The sequence below is a fragment of the Dactylosporangium sp. NPDC000555 genome (assembly GCF_040300025.1).
Lineage (GTDB): Bacteria > Actinomycetota > Actinomycetes > Mycobacteriales > Micromonosporaceae > Dactylosporangium.
This window is the reverse complement of the sequence record NZ_JBEPDB010000015.1, coordinates 1-18,481: the sequence shown is the minus strand read 5'-3', so window position 1 is coordinate 18,481 and position 18,481 is coordinate 1. Positions and strand designations below refer to the sequence as shown.

The following is an 18,481-nucleotide window of genomic DNA, read 5'->3' as shown; positions in this document are numbered from 1 at the left end:
GCGGAGGCATCGGCATGAGCTACCGCGTCGGCGTGCTGGGGCTGTGGCACGAGACCAACACCTACGCCAGCCACGCCGCCTCGTTGGGCGACTTCGCCGACTTCGAGCTGCTCTCCGGCGAGTCGGTGCTGGACCGCAACCGCGGCACCGGCTCGGTGATCGGCGGCTTCGCCGACGCCGGCGACCTCGACCTGGTCGGAGTGTTCTCGGCCGGCGCCTGGCCGTGCGGTCCGGCCGACCGGGACACCATCGAGGCGTTGCTGGAGCGGGCCGAGACCGCGCTGCGGCGGGCCGGTCGGCTCGACGCCGTGCTGGTGAACCTGCACGGCGCCATGGTGGCGCAGGGCCGGCCCGACGCCGAGACAGCGCTGCTGGACGTCCTGCGGGACGTGGTCGGCGAGGTGCCGGTCGCGGCCGTGCTCGACCTGCACGCCAACCCGTCGCCGGAGCTGGTGTCCGGCAGCGACGTGCTCATCAGCTACGACACCTACCCGCACGTCGACATGCGTGAACGCGGACGGGAAGCGGCGGCCCTGCTCGCTCAGGTCCTCGGTGGCCGGCGGCTGCGCACCGCGGTGGGCAAGGTCCCCATGCTGGTATGCCCGTTGGCGCAGGCGACCGACGCCGAGCCGATGCGGTCGCTGCAAGAACGGGCCGGCCGCCGGGGCCGGGCCGCCGGCCTGGCCCGGGTCTGCATCCCCGCCGGGTTCGCCTACAGCGACGTGGACCGGGCCGGCATCAGTGTGCTCGCCGTCCACGACGCCGGGGCCGAGGCCGCCGCCCGGGACGTCATCGCCGAGACCCTGGCCGACATCCAGGCCGAGGCGGCCGCCTTCGCGCTGGCCCGCGACGACGCCGCGACGGCGGTGCGGCGGGCCCTGGCCCTGCTGGCCGAGCGCTCACCGGATGCCGGTGGTCCGGTGGTGCTCGCCGACGTCGCCGACAACATCGGCGGCGGCAGCCCCGGCGACGGGACCGCGCTGCTGGCCGAACTGCTGCGGCAGGGCTCCCGCGACGCCGTGGTCACCATCGCCGACCCGATGGCGGCCAGGCTCGCCGCCGACGCCGGGGTCGGCGCCGACGTGGACACCCGTCTCGGCGGACGGACCGACGAACGCCACGGCGAACCGGTGTACGTCCGAGGCCGGGTGCTGACCGTGACCGACGGCCGCTACCGCACCTCCGGCAGCTGGATGACGGGTCGCGAGTTCGACATGGGCACCACCGCCGTGCTGCAAGTCGACGGGGTCAGCGTCGTGGTCACGACCAGGCCGACCCCGCCGTTTCACGCCGAGCAGCTGACCTCGGTCGGCATCGACCCCGCCGCGGCCCGGATCCTGGTGGTGAAGGGAGCCATCGCCTGGCGGGCGGCGTTCGGTGACATCGCGTCCGAGGTCATCGAGGTGGCCACGCCCGGGGTCTGCCCGGTCGACCTGGCCACCCTGCCCCGCCGGAGCGTACCGATGACCCTGCCACCGACCGCGTTCCCGGCCCGATGACCACCTTCCGGTTGGTGTGCCGGACCTGCGGCACCGCCCGCGAACCAGGCCCGGTCGGCTACACCTGCACCGCCTGCGGCGGCGAGCTCGTGGTCGCATATCCCGGCCTCGCCCCGGTCCGGCCCGGCGCGACCGGAATGTGGCGCCACCAGGACCGGCTCCCGGTTTCCGGCGACGTCGTGGTGAGCCTGGGCGAGGGCGGCACACCGCTGGTGCCGGTGGCGGCGGAACCGCTCGGGGTCGCCTCGGCGCTGGTCAAGTGCGAGCACCTCAACCCGACCGGCTCGTTCAAGGACCGGATCGCCAGCGTCGCGCTGTCGATCGCGGCCGAACGCGGCCTGGCCGGCTGCGTGGGCACGTCCTCCGGCAACGGAGGTGCCGCCGCGGCCGCGTACGCCGCTCGGGCCGGCCTGGCCTGTGTCCTGTTCGCGCTGGCCGACACGGCCGAGCAGAAGCTGTTGCAGATCCGCGCGCTCGGCGCGAGCGTGCACCTGGTGGCCGGCCTCGGGCACGACGCCGCCGCCACCGACTCGGCCGCCCGCGACATCGCCGCGCTCGCCGCCGAGTGTGGCCTGCTGCCGATGCTCACCGGCGGACGCTTCTCCCCCGAGGCGATGGAGGGCGCGACCACGATCGCCTTCGAGCTCGCCGAGGAGGCACCGCGGACGACCGTGGTCTATGCCCCGGTGGGCGGCGGCGGGCTGCTGTCCGCGATCGGTCGCGGCTACGGCCGGATGCCGGCCGGGCCGCGACTGGTGGCCGTGCAGCCTGCCGGATGCCCCACCCTCGGCCCGGCCCTGCGGGGTCGCTTCGACGGCCTGTCCGGACCGTGCACGACCGGGATCTCCGGCCTGCAGGTGGCGGTGCTGTTCGACGGCGCCGGCGCGGTGGAGGCGGTACGCGGCAGCGGCGGGCACCTCACCGAGGTCACCGACGAGCAGGTACACGAGGCGCAGCAGGAGCTGGCCCGGCAGGGCGTCCTGGTGGAGCCGGCCGGGGCCACCGCCTACGCCGGCGCGCTCGCCGACGCCGCGGCCGGACGGCTCGGCCCGGACGACCGGGTGGTTCTGATCGCCACCGGCGCCGGCTACAAGGACAGCGCGGCCCTGGGCCGGCTGGCCGGACCGAAACCGGCACAACGGATCGAAGCCCATGACATCAGAAAGGTGCTGGCCGATGTCCTTCGCTGAGCTGGAACGACCCGACCGTCCAGGTAGGACGGTCACGGACCTCTACTCGCTCGACGGCCGGGTCGCCGTGGTGACCGGCGGGGCCGGGCTCTACGGCCGGCACATGTGCGACGCGCTGGCCGAGGCCGGGGCCCATGTCGTGGTCACCTCCCGCGACGCGGACGCCTGCGCCGCCGCGGCGGACGCGTTGCGGCGGCGGGGCCTCGCGGCGAGCAGCCACCCGCTGGACCTCGCCGACGAGGCCTCGATCCTGGCCCTGCGCGACGCCGTGCTGGCCTCACACGGGCGCGTCGACGTGCTGGTCAACGGATCCGTGCACCGTCAGGGATCCGACCCCGGCCACACCAGCGCCGCGGACTGGGCCGCCACGAGCCTGGTCAACTCGACCGGGCTGTTCCTGATCAGCCGGTACTTCGCGGAGCGGATGGCGGCGCAGGGCGGAGGTTCGATCATCAACATCGGCTCGATCTACGGCGTGGTCGGGCCGACGTTCGACATCTATCAGAACACGGCCGTGACGAGTCCGGCGTTCTACGCCTACGACAAGGGCGGGATGGTGAACCTGACCCGGTACCTCGCCTGCTACTACGGGCCGCACGGGGTGCGGGTGAACTGCCTGAGCCCGGGCGGTCTGCGCAGCGAGGGCCAGCCGGAGCCGTTCCTCACCGCCTACCGGAAGGCGACCCCGCTGGGCCGGCTGGCCGGGCCGGACGACATCAAGGGGCCGATCCTGTTCCTGGCCAGCGACGCTTCGGCGTACGTGACCGGCGCCAACCTGATGGTGGACGGCGGCTGGACGGCCCACTGACGGCTCAGGCCGCCACCGGTTGCCAGCCGCCGGACCGGCAGGCGGCGACCACCGCGTCGGCCACGGCGATCGCCCGCACTCCGTCGTGGACGGTCACCAGCGGCGCGGACAGTCCGGTGATGACGTCCTGGAAGTGGCCCAGCTGGCGGGTGAACGCGGCGTCCCGGTGCTCGGCGCAGTCGTACTCGCGGGTCAGGTTGCCGCCGTGCGCCCGCACCCGAACCGAGCCGCCGGCCAGGTCCGCCCGCAGCGTGCCCCGGTCACCGACCACCTCCAGCCGCCGGCCGCCGCCGTCCTGCACATAGTCGAGGTGGAAGGTCCCGGTGACCCCGGAGCTCATCGTGAACACGCCGTTGATGAGGTTGGGATGCTGGCTCAGCGGCAGCTCGCCGGCCTCTCTGGCGACCGCGGCGACCTGGTCGATCGGGCCCAGGAACCACTGCAGATAGTCCCACTCGTGGCTGTAGTCGTAGGGCAGCCGGTAGTCCGCGGCCGCGGCGAACCGGTTGCGGGCGAGTCGCAGCGTCTCGTAGGCACCGAGGCTGGCATGGGCCGACACCGGTGTGCCGATGGCGCCGTCGGCGAGGATCTCCCGGACCCTGGCCGCCACGGCGTAGTGCCGCAGCACGTAGCCGACCAGCACGGGGGCCTTGTGCCGCCGCGCCGCGTCGGCCACCTCCCGGGCTGCGGCGAGGCTGTCGGCCAGGGGCTTCTCGACCAGCACCGGGATTGCCCGCCGCACCGCCTCGACGGTCTGCTCGGCATGGGCCGCGTCCGGGGTGGCCACCACCAGTCCGTCCAGGCCGGCGTCGAGCAGGGCCGGGAAAGTCTCCACGACCGCGATCCCGCCGGGCAGGTCGGGTGCTACCGCGTCGAAGACTGTCACCGTGACACCGGGTAGGTCGCGCAGCAGCCTCACGTGCCGCTGACCGATCGAGCCGACGCCGCTCACGCCGATCCGCATGGTGGTCTCCTTGTGTCCACTGTGGTCACGGCAACAGCGGCGGCGGCAGCCGGCCGGCGTCGAATGCCGCGAGCGCGATGTCGAGGTGTGCCCCCGCGCCGGCCAGCGCGATGCTGCCGTGGCCGGGAAACAGCGCGGCGGGCCGGGCCTCGGCGACCACGCGCAGGCTCCGCCGCAGCTGGGCCAGATCGGTGTCGGCGGTTCCCAGGACGGCCGTGCGGCCACGGGCGAAGACCAGGTCGCCGGTGAACACCGAGCGGTCGCCGGCCGGGGTCGTGACGAGGAAGCACAGATGACCGGCCGCGTGCCCGGGCGTGGGCAGGACGGTGACGGTGAGGTCTCCCACGCGGAGGCTGCCCTCGTCGCGCACGTCGTCGACCGCGGTGGGGGTCAGCCGCAGGTGCGGCGGATAGGTGCCGGCCGACCGGGCCACGGCCAGGCCGGTGGCGACCTCGTCGGCGTCGGCCAGCATCCGGGCGACCGCCGTCGACGCGAGCACCCTGGCGTCCAGCGCGGCGGCCAGCGCGCCGGCACCGGCGGCGTGGTCGGCGTGGCCGTGCGTGACCAGGATCCGGGTGACCGGCGGGGCCGCGCTGCGCTCGATCAGGTCGAGGATCGCCGCCCGGCCGAGGCCGCTGCCCGCGTCGACGAGCAGTGCCTCGGTGCCACCGTCGACCAGGTAGACGTGGCTGTCGTGGCGATCCGAGAGCGACCAGCCGAGAAAGCCACTGCCCACCAGATGAACCCGGTCCGACAGCCGCACGGTGTGAACCCTACCACCGCGCATGACGAAAATGAACTAGCCGATCCATCTGATGAAACTACGAAGGTCGGGCGGGCCGGGTCACGTGATCGTCGGCAGTGGGTTGGCGGGCCAGTTCAGGGCCGCGGCGCCGCGAACCGCGGCCTGCAGGGTGAAGCGGTGGTCCGGGTCGGCCGGGTCGTACCCGGTCAGTGTCCTGATCCGGGCCAGCCGGTAGGTGACCGTCCGGACCGATACTCGCAGCTGTTTCGCCGCCTCGGTCGCGACCTCGCCGGTGGCGAAGTACGCCCGCAGGGTGTCCAGGAGCGGCTCGGCACCGCCGCGGGCGCCGGTCAGCGGGCCGAGCACGGCGCCGACCAGGTCGACGATGGCCGGCTGGTCGCGCAGCAGCACCCGGTGCACCAACAGGTCGTGGGCGTTGACGACCGGGACTCCCAGGCGCAGCCGTTTCACCATGGCCAGTGCCTCGCGGGCCTCCTCGTAGGAGCGGGCGATGCCGTAGAGGCCGGGATGGGCGCGGCCGACGGTCACCTGCCAGGGCCTGCCGTACCGGGGCCGGCTCAGTTGGGTGTGCACCAGGTGTCCGAGGTCGTGGCGCGGGTCGCCGGCCGCCGGGCCAGCCGGGACGGGCTCCGCGGGGGCGATCACCACCAGCAGGCCGTCCTTCGTGGCGACCAGTACGTCGCGGTCGCCGAGCCGGTCGAAGATGACCGCCTCCAGCGCGTTGATCGTCGCCTGCGTGTCGGGCAGCCGCCGGCCCGGGGCGGCGAGGGCGACCTGGTGGCCACGGGCCGGGTCGACGCCGAACGGCTCGGCCCGCTGCACCAGCGCACCGGGGTCGGAGTCGCCGCGCAGCAGGTCGTCAACCAGTTCCCGGCGCAGCGCCTCCTCGCGGCGAACGAGGTCCCGGCGGGCGTGGGCGTAGCCCTCGGCGAGGGTGGCCACCGCCTCGTCGACGGCCTGCAGCACCGCCGCGGCGGCGGCCCGGACCACCTCGCTGTCGTCGGAGCGCACCACGGCGGGCAGGTCCTGCCACAAGCGTCGTGCCGCGGACAGATACAGCTGCACCGCCCGGCCGGCCGAGACACCCTGCCTCGCGGCGCGACGACCCAGCTCGCCGACCGCGTCCAGGTCGGAGCGGCGAGGCCGGCGGCCGGTGACCGCCGCCTCGGCCAGCAGCTGCAGGTAGTCGCCCAGCAGTTCGGCGGGCGCGCCGGCGTCACGGCCGGCGGCCTCACCCACCGCCTGCAGCCAGCCCTCCGGGCCGACCGCCGCGGTCCGCCGACGCCGCACCTCACCACCCGCCACGTTGCACACCTCCAGTGCTGCCCCGGCTGCGCACCGGTGCGCCGAGCCCTGCTCGGCAGCCCTCTCGCGCGGATCGTGATTGCCGGTGACCGGCAACCACCATACGACCAGGTTGCCGGTCACCGCCGATGCGGACCGCCGGTCCTCGGCCGACCCTGGAGATTCACCCGGCGACGAGAGGGAAGAAGGCGGTGACGATGACGACTGGCACGCCGAACGCGCGCGACACCGTCGGCATGACGTCGCCGCCGGATGCCGGCCCGGTAGTGCGCCGCCGGCACAGCCGACGGGCGCCCCGGGCATACACGCGCTGACGTAGCCATCCGCTTCGCGGCCCCCTCAGGCGATCCGCCTGACCTGCGGCACGGCCCCGTTTCTCGGGGCTGTCCGGCCGAACTTCCCCTTTGCACCCAGCCGAAAGGAGACACCGTGTTCACCGACGTGATCTCCCCTGCCGCAGCGCCAGGGACCGCCGCAGAGGCCGCGGTGGAGCCCACGGCGGTCGGCGTGGACATCGGCGGGGCGTACACACGGATCTGGACATCGGGCCGGCCCCTGGTGCACGCGCGCAGCCGCGACCTCGCCACGGGAACGCGGGCGGTGGTGCGACGCGGGCGGATCACCGACCCGGCCGCCGCGCGGTCGATGCTGGCCGCGCTCTTCGGAGGGTACGACCGGCCGGTACCGCCCGGCGCGACCGTGGTCGCCTGCCGCCCCGTCCGCACCGGCGAGAACGACCAGCACGCCCTTCGCCAGACGCTCAACGCCGCGCTCGCCCCGGGCCGGCTGCTGTTCATCGACTCGATCCGGGCCGCCGCCATCGGTGCGGGCGCGGCGCCCGGCCCGCTGCTGGTCGTCGATCTGGGCGCCCAGGTCATCGAGGCGGCGGTGCTCGCCGGCGGCGGCGTGCTCGAAGCGGCGCGCCATGAGGTGGGTACCGACGACGTGACCGCACTGGGCACCGACGAGACGCTGGTCGCGGCGGTCGTCGACCTGCTCGGGCGGCTGCGCCGGGCACCGCAGCACCGGCAGGCCGCCGCGGCCGCGGCGCGCGGCGGGTTGCTGCTCGTCGGCGGCGGCGCGAACCGGCCACGGCTGGCCGCCAGCATCGCCGCCGCCGTGGACGTGCCGGTGCGCCGGCCCGCGGCACCGCACCTGGTCGCCGTGCGAGGAGCCGGGCTTGCCGCCCTGGCCGCCTTGCGCAGCGCCGTCCTGCGCGGCTGATCGCCCGTTGTCCGCACGCTTACCCAATCCGATGGAGTACCCGATGAGTGTCAACGTCGACCCTGAGATCGATGAACTGCGCCAGCTGCTGGAGGCCCAGCTACAGCTGCACACCGATGAGCTCTCCGCCTTGACGGCCGCCGGCGCCGACCCCGCGGACGCCGGCGAGGATCCGCAGACCGTCGCCGAGCGCATCACCGCCGCCAGCCAGGCCGTCGCCGAGACCACGGCCGCGCTCGCCCGGATCGCTGAGGGCACCTACGGCCGCTGCGAGCGGTGCTCCGGCGTCATCCCCGCGGCCCGGCTGGCTATCCTCCCCCGCGCCCGGCGCTGCGTTCCCTGCCAGGCACGCGGCTAATAGGCGACGGAGGAGTCCCGGCGGGCGGGTGGCGGTCAGTAGGATCGCGCGACGACGGCGACGAGGCCCGGCTCGTCCTCGGAGACGGGGACGGTGCCGTCCGGCCGGACGAGGCAGCGGACGGTCACTCCCGCCGCGTTCGCCCTCGTCTCGCCGTCGGTGCCCATGGTGGACCAGGGCACCCGCGCCCACCCGCCCCCGCTCGCCGCGGCGATCGCGTCGGCGGTCGTGCGCACCTCGACCGTGCCGGCCTCCCGGCGGGCGAGCGCCTCGTCGTACAGCGCCCGCTGGTCCTGCGCGAGCGCCTCGGCCACGGTGCCGACGATCGCGTTGACATCGATCGGCGTCTTGCTGCCGTCGAACCGCCGCACGAGCACCACGTTGCCCTCGGCGAGCTCGCGCGGGCCGACCTCGATCCGCACCGGGAAGCCCTTGAGCTCGGCGTCGACCGCCCGCCGCCCGAACGGAACGTCCACCCGGTCGTCGAGCGCCGCCCGGACGCCCGCGGCCTTGAGCTCGTCGCGGACCCGTGCGGCTGCCTTCGGTACACCCTCGCCGGCCTTGACCACCGAGACGAGCGCCTGCGTCGCCGCGGCCCGCGGCGGAACGCGCAGGCCGGCGTCGTCGCCGTGGCACATGATCAGGCCACCGAGCATGCGCGTCGTACTGCCCCAGGAGGTGGTCCAGGCATGCTCCTGCCCGCCGGCCGGGCCCGCGAAGACGATGCCGAAGGCCTTCGCGAAGTTCTGGCCCAGCTCGTGGCTGGTGCCCATCTGCAGCGCCTTGCCGTCGCCCATCATGCCCTCCAGCGTGTACGTGCTGGTCGCGCCGGCGAACCGCTCCCGCGCGGTCTTGCACCCCACCACGACGGGCATCGCCAGAACGTCACGCATGAAGTCCTCGTACACCTCGTGCAGGATCATGCGCGCGTAGCGGCGGGCGTCGTCCCGCGTGGCGTGGGCGGTGTGCCCCTCCTGCCACAGGAACTCCGTCGTGCGCAACAGCAGCCGCGGCCGCAGCTCCCACCGCACGACGTTGGCCCACTGGTTGAGCAGCAGCGGCAGGTCGCGGTAGCTGCTGATCCACTTCGCCATGTAGTCGCCGATGACCGTCTCGCTGGTCGGCCGCACGACCAGGGGCTCGGGGAGTTGTTTGCCGCCGCCGTGCGTCACCACCGCGAGCTCCGGCGCGAAGCCCTCGACGTGGCGCGCCTCGCGCCGCAGATAGCTCTCGGGGATGAGCAGCGGGAAGTAGGCATTCTCCGCGCCGGCCGCCTTGATCCGGTTGTCCATCTCGGACTGCATGCGCTCCCAGATCGCGTACCCCGCCGGTCGGATCACCATGGTGCCGCGCACCGGCCCGTTGTCGGCCACCTGAGCCTTGGCGAGCACGTCCTGATACCAGCGGGGGAAGTCCTCCGCACGCGGAGTGAGCACACGAGCCATGCCCGCCAAGCGTAGTGACGTTGCGTCGCCGTCGCGGGCGATTATTCGCCGAGGGATGAAGGGGGCGAGCGAGGCCGAGCACACCGCCGCCCTCGCCACGCTTGCCGGCGAAGGCACCGCGCTGCTCGGCCCGGCCCTGCTCGACGGCCGCCACGGGCTGCGGGCCTGCGTCACGAACTACCGGACCGGGCACGCCGACATCGACGTGGTCGCCGACCGCGTCGGCGAGCTGGCTCAGCGGCTGCGGCGGGCATCCGGCGCCGGGCTCTCGCAACGCGTCTGAGCGGGTCGACCCTCAATGCCGGCCGGCTCGCCGCTCGTGTGTGCCCCGGTAGGGCTTGTGGTGGCGTCGCTGGTCATGCCTCATGCGCTTGGCGTTCTCCCGGGCCAGGCGCGAGGCAACGAACAGTGACGCCACGACGCAAGCGAGCAAGAGCACGGCGAGGACGAGAACGCCGGTGAGTACCACCTCGGTCACCTACGACAACCCTACTCCGGCGCTGGTCGGCGGAGGGTTCGCTGGGCGGGGTCGAGCTCGTATTCCTCGTCGATGGCGTTGTACGAGTACAGCTCCGCGTAGCGGCCCCAGTCGGTGGCGACGTCGAGCTGTTGTGCGACCTGTTCGCTGGTGTAGTGGTGGGCGAGCAGGTCGCGGAAGAACCCGACCCGCAGGGTTCCGCCGTCGGTTCGTTGCAGGCTCGTGAGCATGGTGCGCACGAGGGGGATCTCGCTGGCGGTGGCGGCGAAGATCTCCTTGCTGGTCTGCACGTCGGCGCCGGCGTACTCGGCACCGACGTCGGTGAGCGCGACGCCGTCGGCGTCGACGACGGCGAAGCCGAGCAGGTCCAGGGCGTCGACGAGCGGGAACAGGTCGTCGACGTCCAGGCCGAGCTCGTCGGCCAGGTCGGCGAGGTCGACCGGTTCGTCGTGCTTGGCCAGGATCTCGGCCAGGCCGGAGAGCCCGTCGACGCTGGCCGGTGGCAGGGGTGTGTTGGCGGGGGTGCGCCGGGCCGCGGGTGCGGCCGGCGTGAGCTCGCGTTCGCGGCCGGTCATGGTGGCGTAGATGGTGGAGACGAGATCGTCGAACTCCTTGCCGTCGCGGGCGCGCGGGCGGGCCAGGTCCACGCGGTACTCGGCCTTGATGACGCCGGGCCGCGAGCCGAGAACGATCACCCGGTCGGCCAGCATGACGGCCTCTTCGATGTTGTGGGTCACCACGACGACGGCCTTGGTGGGGAACTGGCCGGACGACCACAGCTCGAGCAGCTCGCCGCGCAGGTTCTCGGCGGTCAGGACGTCGAGGGCGGAGAACGGCTCGTCCATGAGCAGCACGTCCGGCTCGACGACCAGGGCCCGGGCGAAGCCGACGCGCTGGCGCATGCCGCCGGACAGCTCCTTGGGGTAGGCGGACTCGAAGCCGTCCAGGCCGATGAGGTCGATGGCCTTCAACGCGGCCTGGGCCCGTTCGGCCTCGGGCACGCCGCGTGCCTCCAGGCCGAGCTCGACGTTCTGCTGCACGGTCAGCCAGGGCAGCAGCGCGAAGGTCTGAAACACCATGGCCGTGCCGGGGTTGGAGCCCGTCAGCATGGCGCCCTTGTAGCTGACCGTGCCCGCGCTGGGCGGGATGAGGCCGGCCAGGCAGCGCAGCAGCGTGGACTTGCCCGAGCCGGAGCGGCCGAGCAGGCCGACGATCTCGCCTTCGCGGATCTGCAGATCGATGCCGGCGAGCACCGGCAGTTCCCCGTCGGCCCCGGCGTAGGACTTGGTCAGCCGGTCGGTGGCCAGCAGCACCTCGTTCGTCTTCTGCGTCGTCATGGTGGTCGCGTCCTTCACAGGTCTGCGGATTCAAGTCTGGTACGGGTCTGGGACGGGTCCGCGCTGTCTACGCCAGCGAGTAGCGGGCTTCGGCCAGCCGGTACAGCCGGCGCCAGAACAGCCGGTTGAGCCCGACCACGTACAGCGACATCACGGCGATGCCGGCGATGAGCTGCGGGTAGTGGCCGGCTTCGGTGGCCTGCGCGATGTACGCGCCGAGGCCGTGCGCGGTCAGCGTGGTGCCGCCGAAGCCGACGACCTCCGCCACGATGCTGGCGTTCCAGGCGCCGCCGGAGGCGGTGATGCCGCCGGTGACGTAGTACGGGAAGATCGCCGGGATGATCAGCCGCCGCCATCGCTGCCATCCGTGCACGCCCAGGTTGTCCATGGCCTCACGCAGGTCGGTGGGGATGGCCATGGCCCCCGCGATCGAGTTGAACAGGATGTACCACTGCGCGCCCAGGCCCATCAGCAGGATGCCGCCGACGTCGATGGACAGGCCGGTGCGGACGAACAGCCACGTCGCGAGGGGGAACAGGAAGTTGGCCGGGAACGAGGCGAGGATCTGCACGACGGGCTGGGCGATGCGGGCCAGCCGGGGGCTTGACCCGATGCGCACGCCGATCGGCACCCAGATGATCGTGGCGATCGCCACGAGCACGATCACCCGGCCGAAGGTGAACAGGCCGAGCAGGAACGGCTCCAGGAACACGCCGAGTCCGGCGGTGGTGCGCAGGTAGCGCAGCAGGCTGTACAGGCCCCAGCCGATCAACGCGAGCGTCACGGCGGCGAAGCCGATGTCGCCGGCACGGCGGCGGGTGTCGCTGACCTGCAGCGGCCGGTCGTCGGTGCCGAAGACCCGCCCGGCCCGCGCGAACCAGCCGGTGATCGCGCGCCTGGCCGGGGCGAGGATCTGGGGCCAGTGCGAGCGGCGCAGGAAGTTCAGTACCACGGAACGCTGGACCTCGGTGGCCTCGGACTGCTCCTGCTTGAACTTCTCCGCCCAGGCGGTCATCGGCCGCCAGAAGAAGAAGTTGACGCCGATCACCATGATCGCCATGGTGAGGATGGCCAGGAACACGTCGTCCAGGTTGCCCCGCACGATCGCGGCCCCCGCGTAGGCGCCGACGCCGGGCAGGTTGTACTCGGAGTTGGCCACGGTGACCGCCTCGGAGGCGACCAGGAAGAACCATCCGCCGCCGAACGACATCATGCCGTTCCAGATCAGGCCGATGGCGCCGTTGGGGACCTCGATCCTCCAGAAGCGCATCCACCGGGTCAGCCGCAGGCTGCGCGACAGCTCGTCGAGCTCGCGCGGGAGAGTGATCAGCGAGTGGTAGAAGCTGAACGTCATGTTCCACGCCTGCGAGGTGAAGATCGCGAAGATGGAGGCGAACTCCAGGCCGATGAACGAGTGCGGGAACAGGGCGACGAACGCGCCGATCGCGACGGTGAGGAAGGCCAGCACCGGCACCGACTGCAGAATGTCCAGCGCCGGGATGAGGACCTTCTCCAGCCGCCGCGACCGGGCCGCCGCATACGCGTAGACGAACGTGAAGAGGGTCGAGACGCCGAGCGCGACGAACATGCGCAGCAGGCTCCGCCCGGCGTAATACGGCAGCCGGGCCGGGTTGGTGTCGAGAGCGACGTGTTCGGGGGTGAACGACACCGTGGTGCCCTCGGCGATGCGGAACACCACGTAGAACAGCACCAGCACCGCGGCGGCGACGACCCAGTCGACCCAGCCGAACTGGGTGCGCAGCCACGGCAGCGTCGACGCCGCGCGTGGGATGCGCTTCTTGGACAGCATGAGCAGCCCCCTATGGGGAGGATTCAAACACCGGAGACCGCCCGGAGGCGGCGAAATCGGGCGGCCCGCCCGACCAGCGCGCAACGTGACGACATGACGGCGCGGCGACGCGCGCGGTCATGTCAGGTCGAGGGCTTCCCCGGCTGTGCGCCGAGCGTCAGGCGACGCCGCGCGGCCGGGGACGACGACTGGAGGGAGGGTCACAACTCCGCATGCCCAGCCACCTCCTCCGGCCGATCCAGCAAGGGCCGTCATGGAGTGTGCCACATACTTGCGTCCACACGCAACTATGCCGTTGTGCACCGGAGCGGGTGACGTGCCGATCCGACGGCGCTAGGTTTTGTTGCGTGGTGGGGCAAGAACAATTCGGGCCGATGATGGATGTGCTGCGGGCGCTGGCCGAGCCGACCCGGCTGCGGCTGGTGTGGGCACTCTCCGCACGTGAGTACTCGGTGGGTGAACTGGCCGAGCTGGTCGGCGCCAACGTGGCGGCGGTGTCCCAGCATCTGGCGAGGCTGCGCGAGGCGGGCATGGTCGGCTCCCGCCGTGACGGCACCCGGATCTTCTACCGCGCGGCGACACCACACCTGGCGGACCTGCTGGACCGGCTCGTCGTGGTGGGCGGGCACGTGTCGGGCGAGCTGGATCTGCCGCGGCCGGCGACCCCGGTGGCGGCCGCCCCGGTGACGGCGGCGCGGCGGGCCGGGCGGGCCAGGCCGGCGGGTAGCCGCCCGCGTACCGCCGAGACGTGAAAGGCCCGGAGCGTGGCGCCGTGGCTATGCCGCCGGCGCCGTCGGCCCCGCCGACCTGCCCGCCTCCGGCTTCGGCTCCGATCGTCCCGCCGGCGGGCCCTTCAACGGGTACGGGATGAATGTGCTGCGGTTCTCGTCCAGATCGAGCTGCCGGCTGATCGGTGCGGCGGCCCGCTGCGGGCAGTTGGACCGTTCGCAGGTCTTGCAGCCGGGCCCGATCGGCATGGCGGCCTCGACGTCGTGCAGGTCCATGCCGGTCGAGTAGACCAGGCGGCCGGCGTGCTTGATCTCGCAGCCGAGCGCGATCGCGTAGACCTTGCCAGGCTGGCCGTAGCCGCCGTGGTGCCGGGTGACCGTGCGGGCGATCCACAGGTACCGCTGCCCGTCGGGCATCGCCGCGATCTGGGTCACCGCTCGGCCGGGCGAGCTGAACGCCTCGTAAACGTTCCACAGCGGACAGGTGCCGCCGGTGCGGGAGAACGGGAAGCCGGTAGCCGACTGGCGCTTGGACATGTTGCCGGCCCGGTCGACGCGGACGAAGGAGAACGGCACGCCTCGCGCACGCGGGCGTTGCAGCGTGCTGAGGCGGTGGCAGACCGTCTCCCAGCCCATCGCGAAGTGCTCGGTGAGCAGGTCGATGTCGTACCGGCGGGTTTCCGCGGCGCTCAGGAACTGCTCGTACGGCAGGATCAGCGCGGCGGCGAAGTAGTTCGCGAGGCCCACCCGGGTGAGGATCTGCGTCTGCACGTCGTCGAAGTGCTCCTCCTCGACGAGCTCGTCGATCACGTCCGCGTACTCCAGCAGCGCCAGCTGTGCGGCCATCCGCATCGCTTCCTGCCCGGCACGCAGGGACGTGGACAGGTGCAGTGTCCGGGTGTACGGCTGAAATCGGTGCAGGTCGCCGCCCAGCGACTCGGCGTCCTCGGGCGAGACCCGCACGCCGTGCCGCTCGGCCAGCCGTTCCTCGAGCCCGGCGCGGACCTCGCCGCGCCGCAGCCGCATGCGCGCCGCGAGCGTCTCGGCCGCCTCGTCGAGATTCGGCACGTAGTTCTGCCGCCGGTAGAAGAAGTCGGTCACCTGGTCGTGCGGGCTGCGGCCCAGCTGGCCACGGTCGCCGACGAGTTCGGTGAGCTGGTCGGCGACCTGACGGTAGCGGCGGTGCAGCTCGATCACCGATTCGGCGATCTCCGGCAGCCGGGAGGCGAGCTCGGTGAGATCCGCGATGCTGCTCGTGCCGGCGAGTGCCTCCCGCAGGCCGGCGACCAGTTGCAGGGTGTCGTGGGGAGCGAAGACGGTCGGCTCGACGCCGAAGAGCTCGGTGACCCGGATGAGCACCGGTGCGGTCAGCGGCCGGATGTCATGCTCGATCTGGTTGAGGTAGCTGGGCGAGATGCTCAGGTGGCGGGCGAGGTCCGTCTGGCTCAGTCCGCGTTGCTCCCGGAGCCGGCGCAGGCGCGCGCCGGCGAAAATTTTGGCGATCGCTCCCACCTCCAGTTACATCCGCTAACTCCAGCTATAACACCGCTGTCAATCCGTGTCTTCGCAAATTAGCGAATTGGCTCCACAACTTCGCAGGACTTGGCTGTTTGCGTCCCTCGACCGGCCGATCACGACCGTGTGACCGTGGGGGAGTAACCACCAGCGATCGAGGGGGCACACGATGGACGCAGCGGAGCGATTGCGGCAGCAGTGGCACACCGACCCGCGATGGCAGGGGATACAGCGCGACTACGGTCCGCAGGACGTGGTCCGGCTGCGTGGTGCGATCCAGGAGGAGCACACCCTGGCCCGGCGCGGCGCGGAGCGGCTGTGGCAGCTGCTGCACGACGAGGACTACATCCACGCGCTCGGCGCGCTCACCGGCAACCAGGCCGTGCAGATGGTTCGCGCCGGTCTCAAGGCCATCTACCTTTCCGGCTGGCAGGTCGCCGCGGATGCCAACCTCGCGGGCCATACCTACCCCGACCAGAGCCTGTATCCCGCCAACTCGGTGCCCGCGGTCGTCCGCCGGATCAACAACGCCCTGATGCGCGCCGGGCAGATCAGCACGGCCGAGGGCACCGGCCCGCAGATCGACTGGCTGGCCCCGATCGTCGCCGACGCCGAGGCGGGGTTCGGCGGCGTGCTCAACGCGTATGAGCTGATGACCGCGATGATCGTGGCGGGCGCGGCCGGGGTGCACTGGGAGGATCAGCTCGCCGCCGAGAAGAAGTGCGGTCACCTCGGCGGCAAGGTGCTCATCCCCACCGGGCAGCACATCCGGACCCTGCAGGCGGCCCGGCTGGCCGCCGACGTCGCCGGCGTGCCGTCGCTGATCGTCGCCCGCACCGACGCGCAGGCCGCGACGCTGCTGACCACCGACGTCGACGAGCGGGATCGGCCGTTCGTCACCGGTGAGCGCACCGCCGAGGGGTTCTACCGGTTCCGCAACGGTGTCGAGGCGTGCATCGCCCGCGGCCTGGCCTACGCGCCGTCCGCCGACCTGCTCTGGATGGAGACCAGCACGCCGGACCTCGAGGTCGCCCGCCGGTTCGCCGACGCGATCAAGCAGCGGTACCCGGACCAGATGCTCGCCTACAACTGCTCCCCGTCGTTCAACTGGCGCAAGCACCTCGACGACGCGACCATCGGGAAGTTCCAGCGGGAACTCGGGCACATGGGGTACAAGTTCCAGTTCATCACCCTGGCCGGCTTCCACGCGCTCAACTACTCGATGTTCGACCTGGCCCGCGGCTATGCCGCCGACGGCATGCCCGCCTACGTCGCGCTGCAGGAGCGCGAGTTCGCCGCCGAGGCCGACGGCTACACCGCGGTCAAGCACCAGCGCGAGGTCGGCACAGGCTACTTCGACCTGATCAGCAGCGTGCTCAACCCGGCGGCTGAGACGACCGCCCTGCGCGGGTCCACCGAAACGGAGCAGTTCGCGTGAGGTACAAAATCATCGGCCCGCTGGCCGAACGGTATGACGAGGTTCTCACTCCCGAGGCGCTGGACTTCCTGGTCGCGCTCGACGATCGCTTCGCCGCCCGGCGGGCTGCGCTGCTGGACATCCGGCGGGCCCGCCGCGCCCGATTCGCCACCGGCCAGATGCCCGACTTCCTGCCGGAGACCGCCCGGATCCGCCAGGATCCCACCTGGCGGGTGGCGCCGCCCGCGCCCGGGCTGACCGACCGGCGGGTCGAGATCACCGGCCCGACCGACCGCAAGATGACCGTCAACGCCCTCAACTCGGGCGCGCGGGTGTGGCTGGCCGACTTCGAGGATGCCACCGCGCCGACCTGGCACAACATCATCGGGGGCCAGCTCAACCTGATCGACGCGCTGGATCGGCGGATCGACTTCACCGACGAGCGCGGCAAGCGGTACGTCCTCGGAGGCGACCTAGCCACGATCGTCGTCCGGCCGCGCGGCTGGCACCTGGTGGAGAAGTGGATCGCGGTGGACGGACGGCCGATCTCGGCCAGCCTGGTCGACTTCGGCCTGTACCTCTTCCACTGCGGACAGCGGCAGCTCGACGCCGGTTCCGGGCCGTACTTCTACCTGCCGAAGCTCGAGGACCACCGAGAGGCCCGGCTGTGGAACGACGTCTTCGTCTTCGCCCAGCAGTATCTGGGCCTGCCGCAGGGCACCATCCGCGCCACGACGCTGATCGAGACGATCACCGCCGCGTTCGAGATGGAGGAGATCCTGTACGAGCTGCGTGAGCACTCGGCCGGGCTGAACGCGGGCCGCTGGGACTACATCTTCAGCGTCATCAAGAACTTCGGGCAGTGGTCGGACTTCGTCCTGCCCGACCGTGCGGACGTCACCATGACCGTGCCGTTCATGCGCGCCTACACCGAACTGCTGGTCCGCACCTGCCACCGGCGCGGCGCACACGCGATCGGTGGCATGGCCGCGTTCATCCCGAGCCGGTCGCCGGACGTCAACGAGGCGGCCGTCTCCCGGGTGCGGGCGGACAAGCAGCGCGAGGCCGGCGACGGGTTCGACGGGTCCTGGGTTGCCCACCCGGGCCTGGTCGAGGTGTGCCGGGACGCGTTCGACGCGGTCCTGGGCGACCGTCCGAACCAGCTCGACCGGCTTCGAGACGACGTCACGGTCACCGCCACCGACCTGCTCTCCGTCGACAAGACCCCGGGAAAGGTCACCGTGGAAGGACTGCGGTCCGACATCGCCGTGGCGCTGCGGTACATCGACGCCTGGCTCGGCGGTACCGGCGCGGTGGCGCTGTGGAACCTGATGGAGGACGCGGCGACGGCCGAGATCGCCCGCTGCCAGGTGTGGCAGTGGCTGCACCACCGCACGCCGCTCGCCGGCGGCGGCTGCGTCACCGCCGATCTGGTCCGGTCGCTGCTGGCCGAGGCCCTGGCCGATCTGCTCGCCGGGCGTGAGGGGCCGGACCGCGACCGCGCCGTGGCGGCGGCCGGTGTCGTGGCGGCCGCCCCGCCCCCACCCTCCGAACCCCCCGGGGTCAACACCCCCCCGGAACCCCCCCGCCGCCCCCCCCCCCCCCCCGCCGCCACAGCCAGCCCCAAACCCCCCACA

Annotated in this window: 17 protein-coding genes; 9 read left to right on the top strand and 8 right to left on the bottom strand. The window is 72.4% G+C overall.

Translation table 11 applies throughout. The features are described from left to right. The first annotated feature begins 14 nt into the window (after positions 1–14). Genes ABT297_RS12540 through ABT297_RS12530 form a run of 3 tightly spaced genes read left to right on the top strand, consistent with a single transcriptional unit; the run spans position 15 to position 3,497 of the window. Positions 15–1,499, top strand: coding sequence for a M81 family metallopeptidase (locus ABT297_RS12540; RefSeq protein ID WP_350548111.1), 1,485 nt, complete (start codon positions 15–17; stop codon positions 1,497–1,499). Then, positions 1,496–2,689 carry a pyridoxal-phosphate dependent enzyme gene (locus ABT297_RS12535; RefSeq protein WP_350548109.1) on the top strand — a complete coding sequence of 398 codons (1,194 nt, stop codon included), beginning with the start codon at positions 1,496–1,498 and terminating at the stop codon, positions 2,687–2,689. Before ABT297_RS12540 ends, ABT297_RS12535 begins: the two co-directional genes overlap by 4 nt. Further along, positions 2,676–3,497 carry an SDR family oxidoreductase gene (locus ABT297_RS12530; protein ID WP_350548107.1) on the top strand — a complete coding sequence of 274 codons (822 nt, stop codon included), beginning with the start codon at positions 2,676–2,678 and terminating at the stop codon, positions 3,495–3,497. The genes ABT297_RS12535 and ABT297_RS12530 overlap by 14 nt, the downstream gene beginning before the upstream one ends. Positions 3,498–3,501: 4 nt before the next feature. Here the strand turns inward: ABT297_RS12530 and ABT297_RS12525 are convergent, their stop codons facing one another. From ABT297_RS12525 to ABT297_RS12515, 3 genes are all read right to left on the bottom strand, one after another. Continuing rightward, entirely contained in the window at positions 3,502–4,461 is a 960-nt protein-coding gene (locus ABT297_RS12525) for a Gfo/Idh/MocA family protein (protein ID WP_350548105.1), read from the bottom strand. Between the two features lie 25 nt (positions 4,462–4,486). Further along, positions 4,487–5,224 carry an MBL fold metallo-hydrolase gene (locus ABT297_RS12520; RefSeq protein ID WP_350548103.1) on the bottom strand — a complete coding sequence of 246 codons (738 nt, stop codon included), beginning with the start codon at positions 5,222–5,224 and terminating at the stop codon, positions 4,487–4,489. An 81-nt stretch (positions 5,225–5,305) separates the two neighbouring features. Next, positions 5,306–6,532, bottom strand: coding sequence for a PucR family transcriptional regulator (locus ABT297_RS12515; protein WP_350548101.1), 1,227 nt, complete (start codon positions 6,530–6,532; stop codon positions 5,306–5,308). 429 nt (positions 6,533–6,961) lie between these two features. Between ABT297_RS12515 and ABT297_RS12510 the strand changes: the two genes are divergently transcribed. Next, entirely contained in the window at positions 6,962–7,756 is a 795-nt protein-coding gene (locus ABT297_RS12510; protein ID WP_350548099.1) for a rod shape-determining protein, read from the top strand. Between the two features lie 43 nt (positions 7,757–7,799). Then, positions 7,800–8,114, top strand: coding sequence for a TraR/DksA family transcriptional regulator (locus ABT297_RS12505; protein ID WP_350548097.1), 315 nt, complete (start codon positions 7,800–7,802; stop codon positions 8,112–8,114). Positions 8,115–8,149: 35 nt separating this feature from the next. Here the strand turns inward: ABT297_RS12505 and proS are convergent, their stop codons facing one another. Beyond that, a complete protein-coding gene (gene proS / locus ABT297_RS12500; protein ID WP_350548095.1) occupies positions 8,150–9,559 on the bottom strand; it encodes a proline--tRNA ligase in 1,410 nt (469 codons plus the stop codon). A gap of 55 nt (positions 9,560–9,614) precedes the next feature. Between proS and ABT297_RS12495 the strand changes: the two genes are divergently transcribed. Then, positions 9,615–9,842, top strand: coding sequence for a hypothetical protein (locus ABT297_RS12495; protein WP_350548093.1), 228 nt, complete (start codon positions 9,615–9,617; stop codon positions 9,840–9,842). 12 nt (positions 9,843–9,854) lie between these two features. Here the strand turns inward: ABT297_RS12495 and ABT297_RS12490 are convergent, their stop codons facing one another. The 3 genes from ABT297_RS12490 to ABT297_RS12480 all read right to left on the bottom strand — a co-directional run bounded on the left by ABT297_RS12490 (position 9,855) and on the right by ABT297_RS12480 (position 13,184). Beyond that, positions 9,855–10,037 (bottom strand): hypothetical protein, encoded by a 183-nt coding sequence (locus ABT297_RS12490; RefSeq protein WP_350548091.1) that lies wholly within the window; start codon positions 10,035–10,037, stop codon positions 9,855–9,857. Between the two features lie 11 nt (positions 10,038–10,048). Continuing rightward, positions 10,049–11,374: an ABC transporter ATP-binding protein gene (locus tag ABT297_RS12485; RefSeq protein WP_350548089.1), complete on the bottom strand. Its 1,326-nt coding sequence runs from the start codon at positions 11,372–11,374 to the stop codon at positions 10,049–10,051. Positions 11,375–11,441: 67 nt separating this feature from the next. After that, positions 11,442–13,184 (bottom strand): ABC transporter permease, encoded by a 1,743-nt coding sequence (locus ABT297_RS12480; protein ID WP_350548087.1) that lies wholly within the window; start codon positions 13,182–13,184, stop codon positions 11,442–11,444. A gap of 374 nt (positions 13,185–13,558) precedes the next feature. Between ABT297_RS12480 and ABT297_RS12475 the strand changes: the two genes are divergently transcribed. Further along, on the top strand, positions 13,559–13,936 hold the full coding sequence (locus ABT297_RS12475) for an ArsR/SmtB family transcription factor (RefSeq protein WP_350548085.1): 378 nt from the start codon (positions 13,559–13,561) through the stop codon (positions 13,934–13,936). A 24-nt stretch (positions 13,937–13,960) separates the two neighbouring features. On the opposite strand, the gene ABT297_RS12470 is transcribed toward ABT297_RS12475, so the two are convergent. Then, positions 13,961–15,424: a short-chain fatty acyl-CoA regulator family protein gene (locus ABT297_RS12470; protein WP_350548083.1), complete on the bottom strand. Its 1,464-nt coding sequence runs from the start codon at positions 15,422–15,424 to the stop codon at positions 13,961–13,963. Between the two features lie 172 nt (positions 15,425–15,596). Here ABT297_RS12470 and aceA point away from each other — a divergent pair, with 172 nt between their 5' ends. Both aceA and aceB read left to right on the top strand, forming a co-directional pair. Continuing rightward, a complete protein-coding gene (gene aceA, locus ABT297_RS12465; RefSeq protein WP_350548081.1) occupies positions 15,597–16,865 on the top strand; it encodes an isocitrate lyase in 1,269 nt (422 codons plus the stop codon). Further along, on the top strand, positions 16,862–18,481 hold a 1,620-nt coding region (gene aceB, locus ABT297_RS12460), incomplete at its 3' end, for a malate synthase A (RefSeq protein ID WP_350548079.1). The genes aceA and aceB, both read left to right, overlap by 4 nt.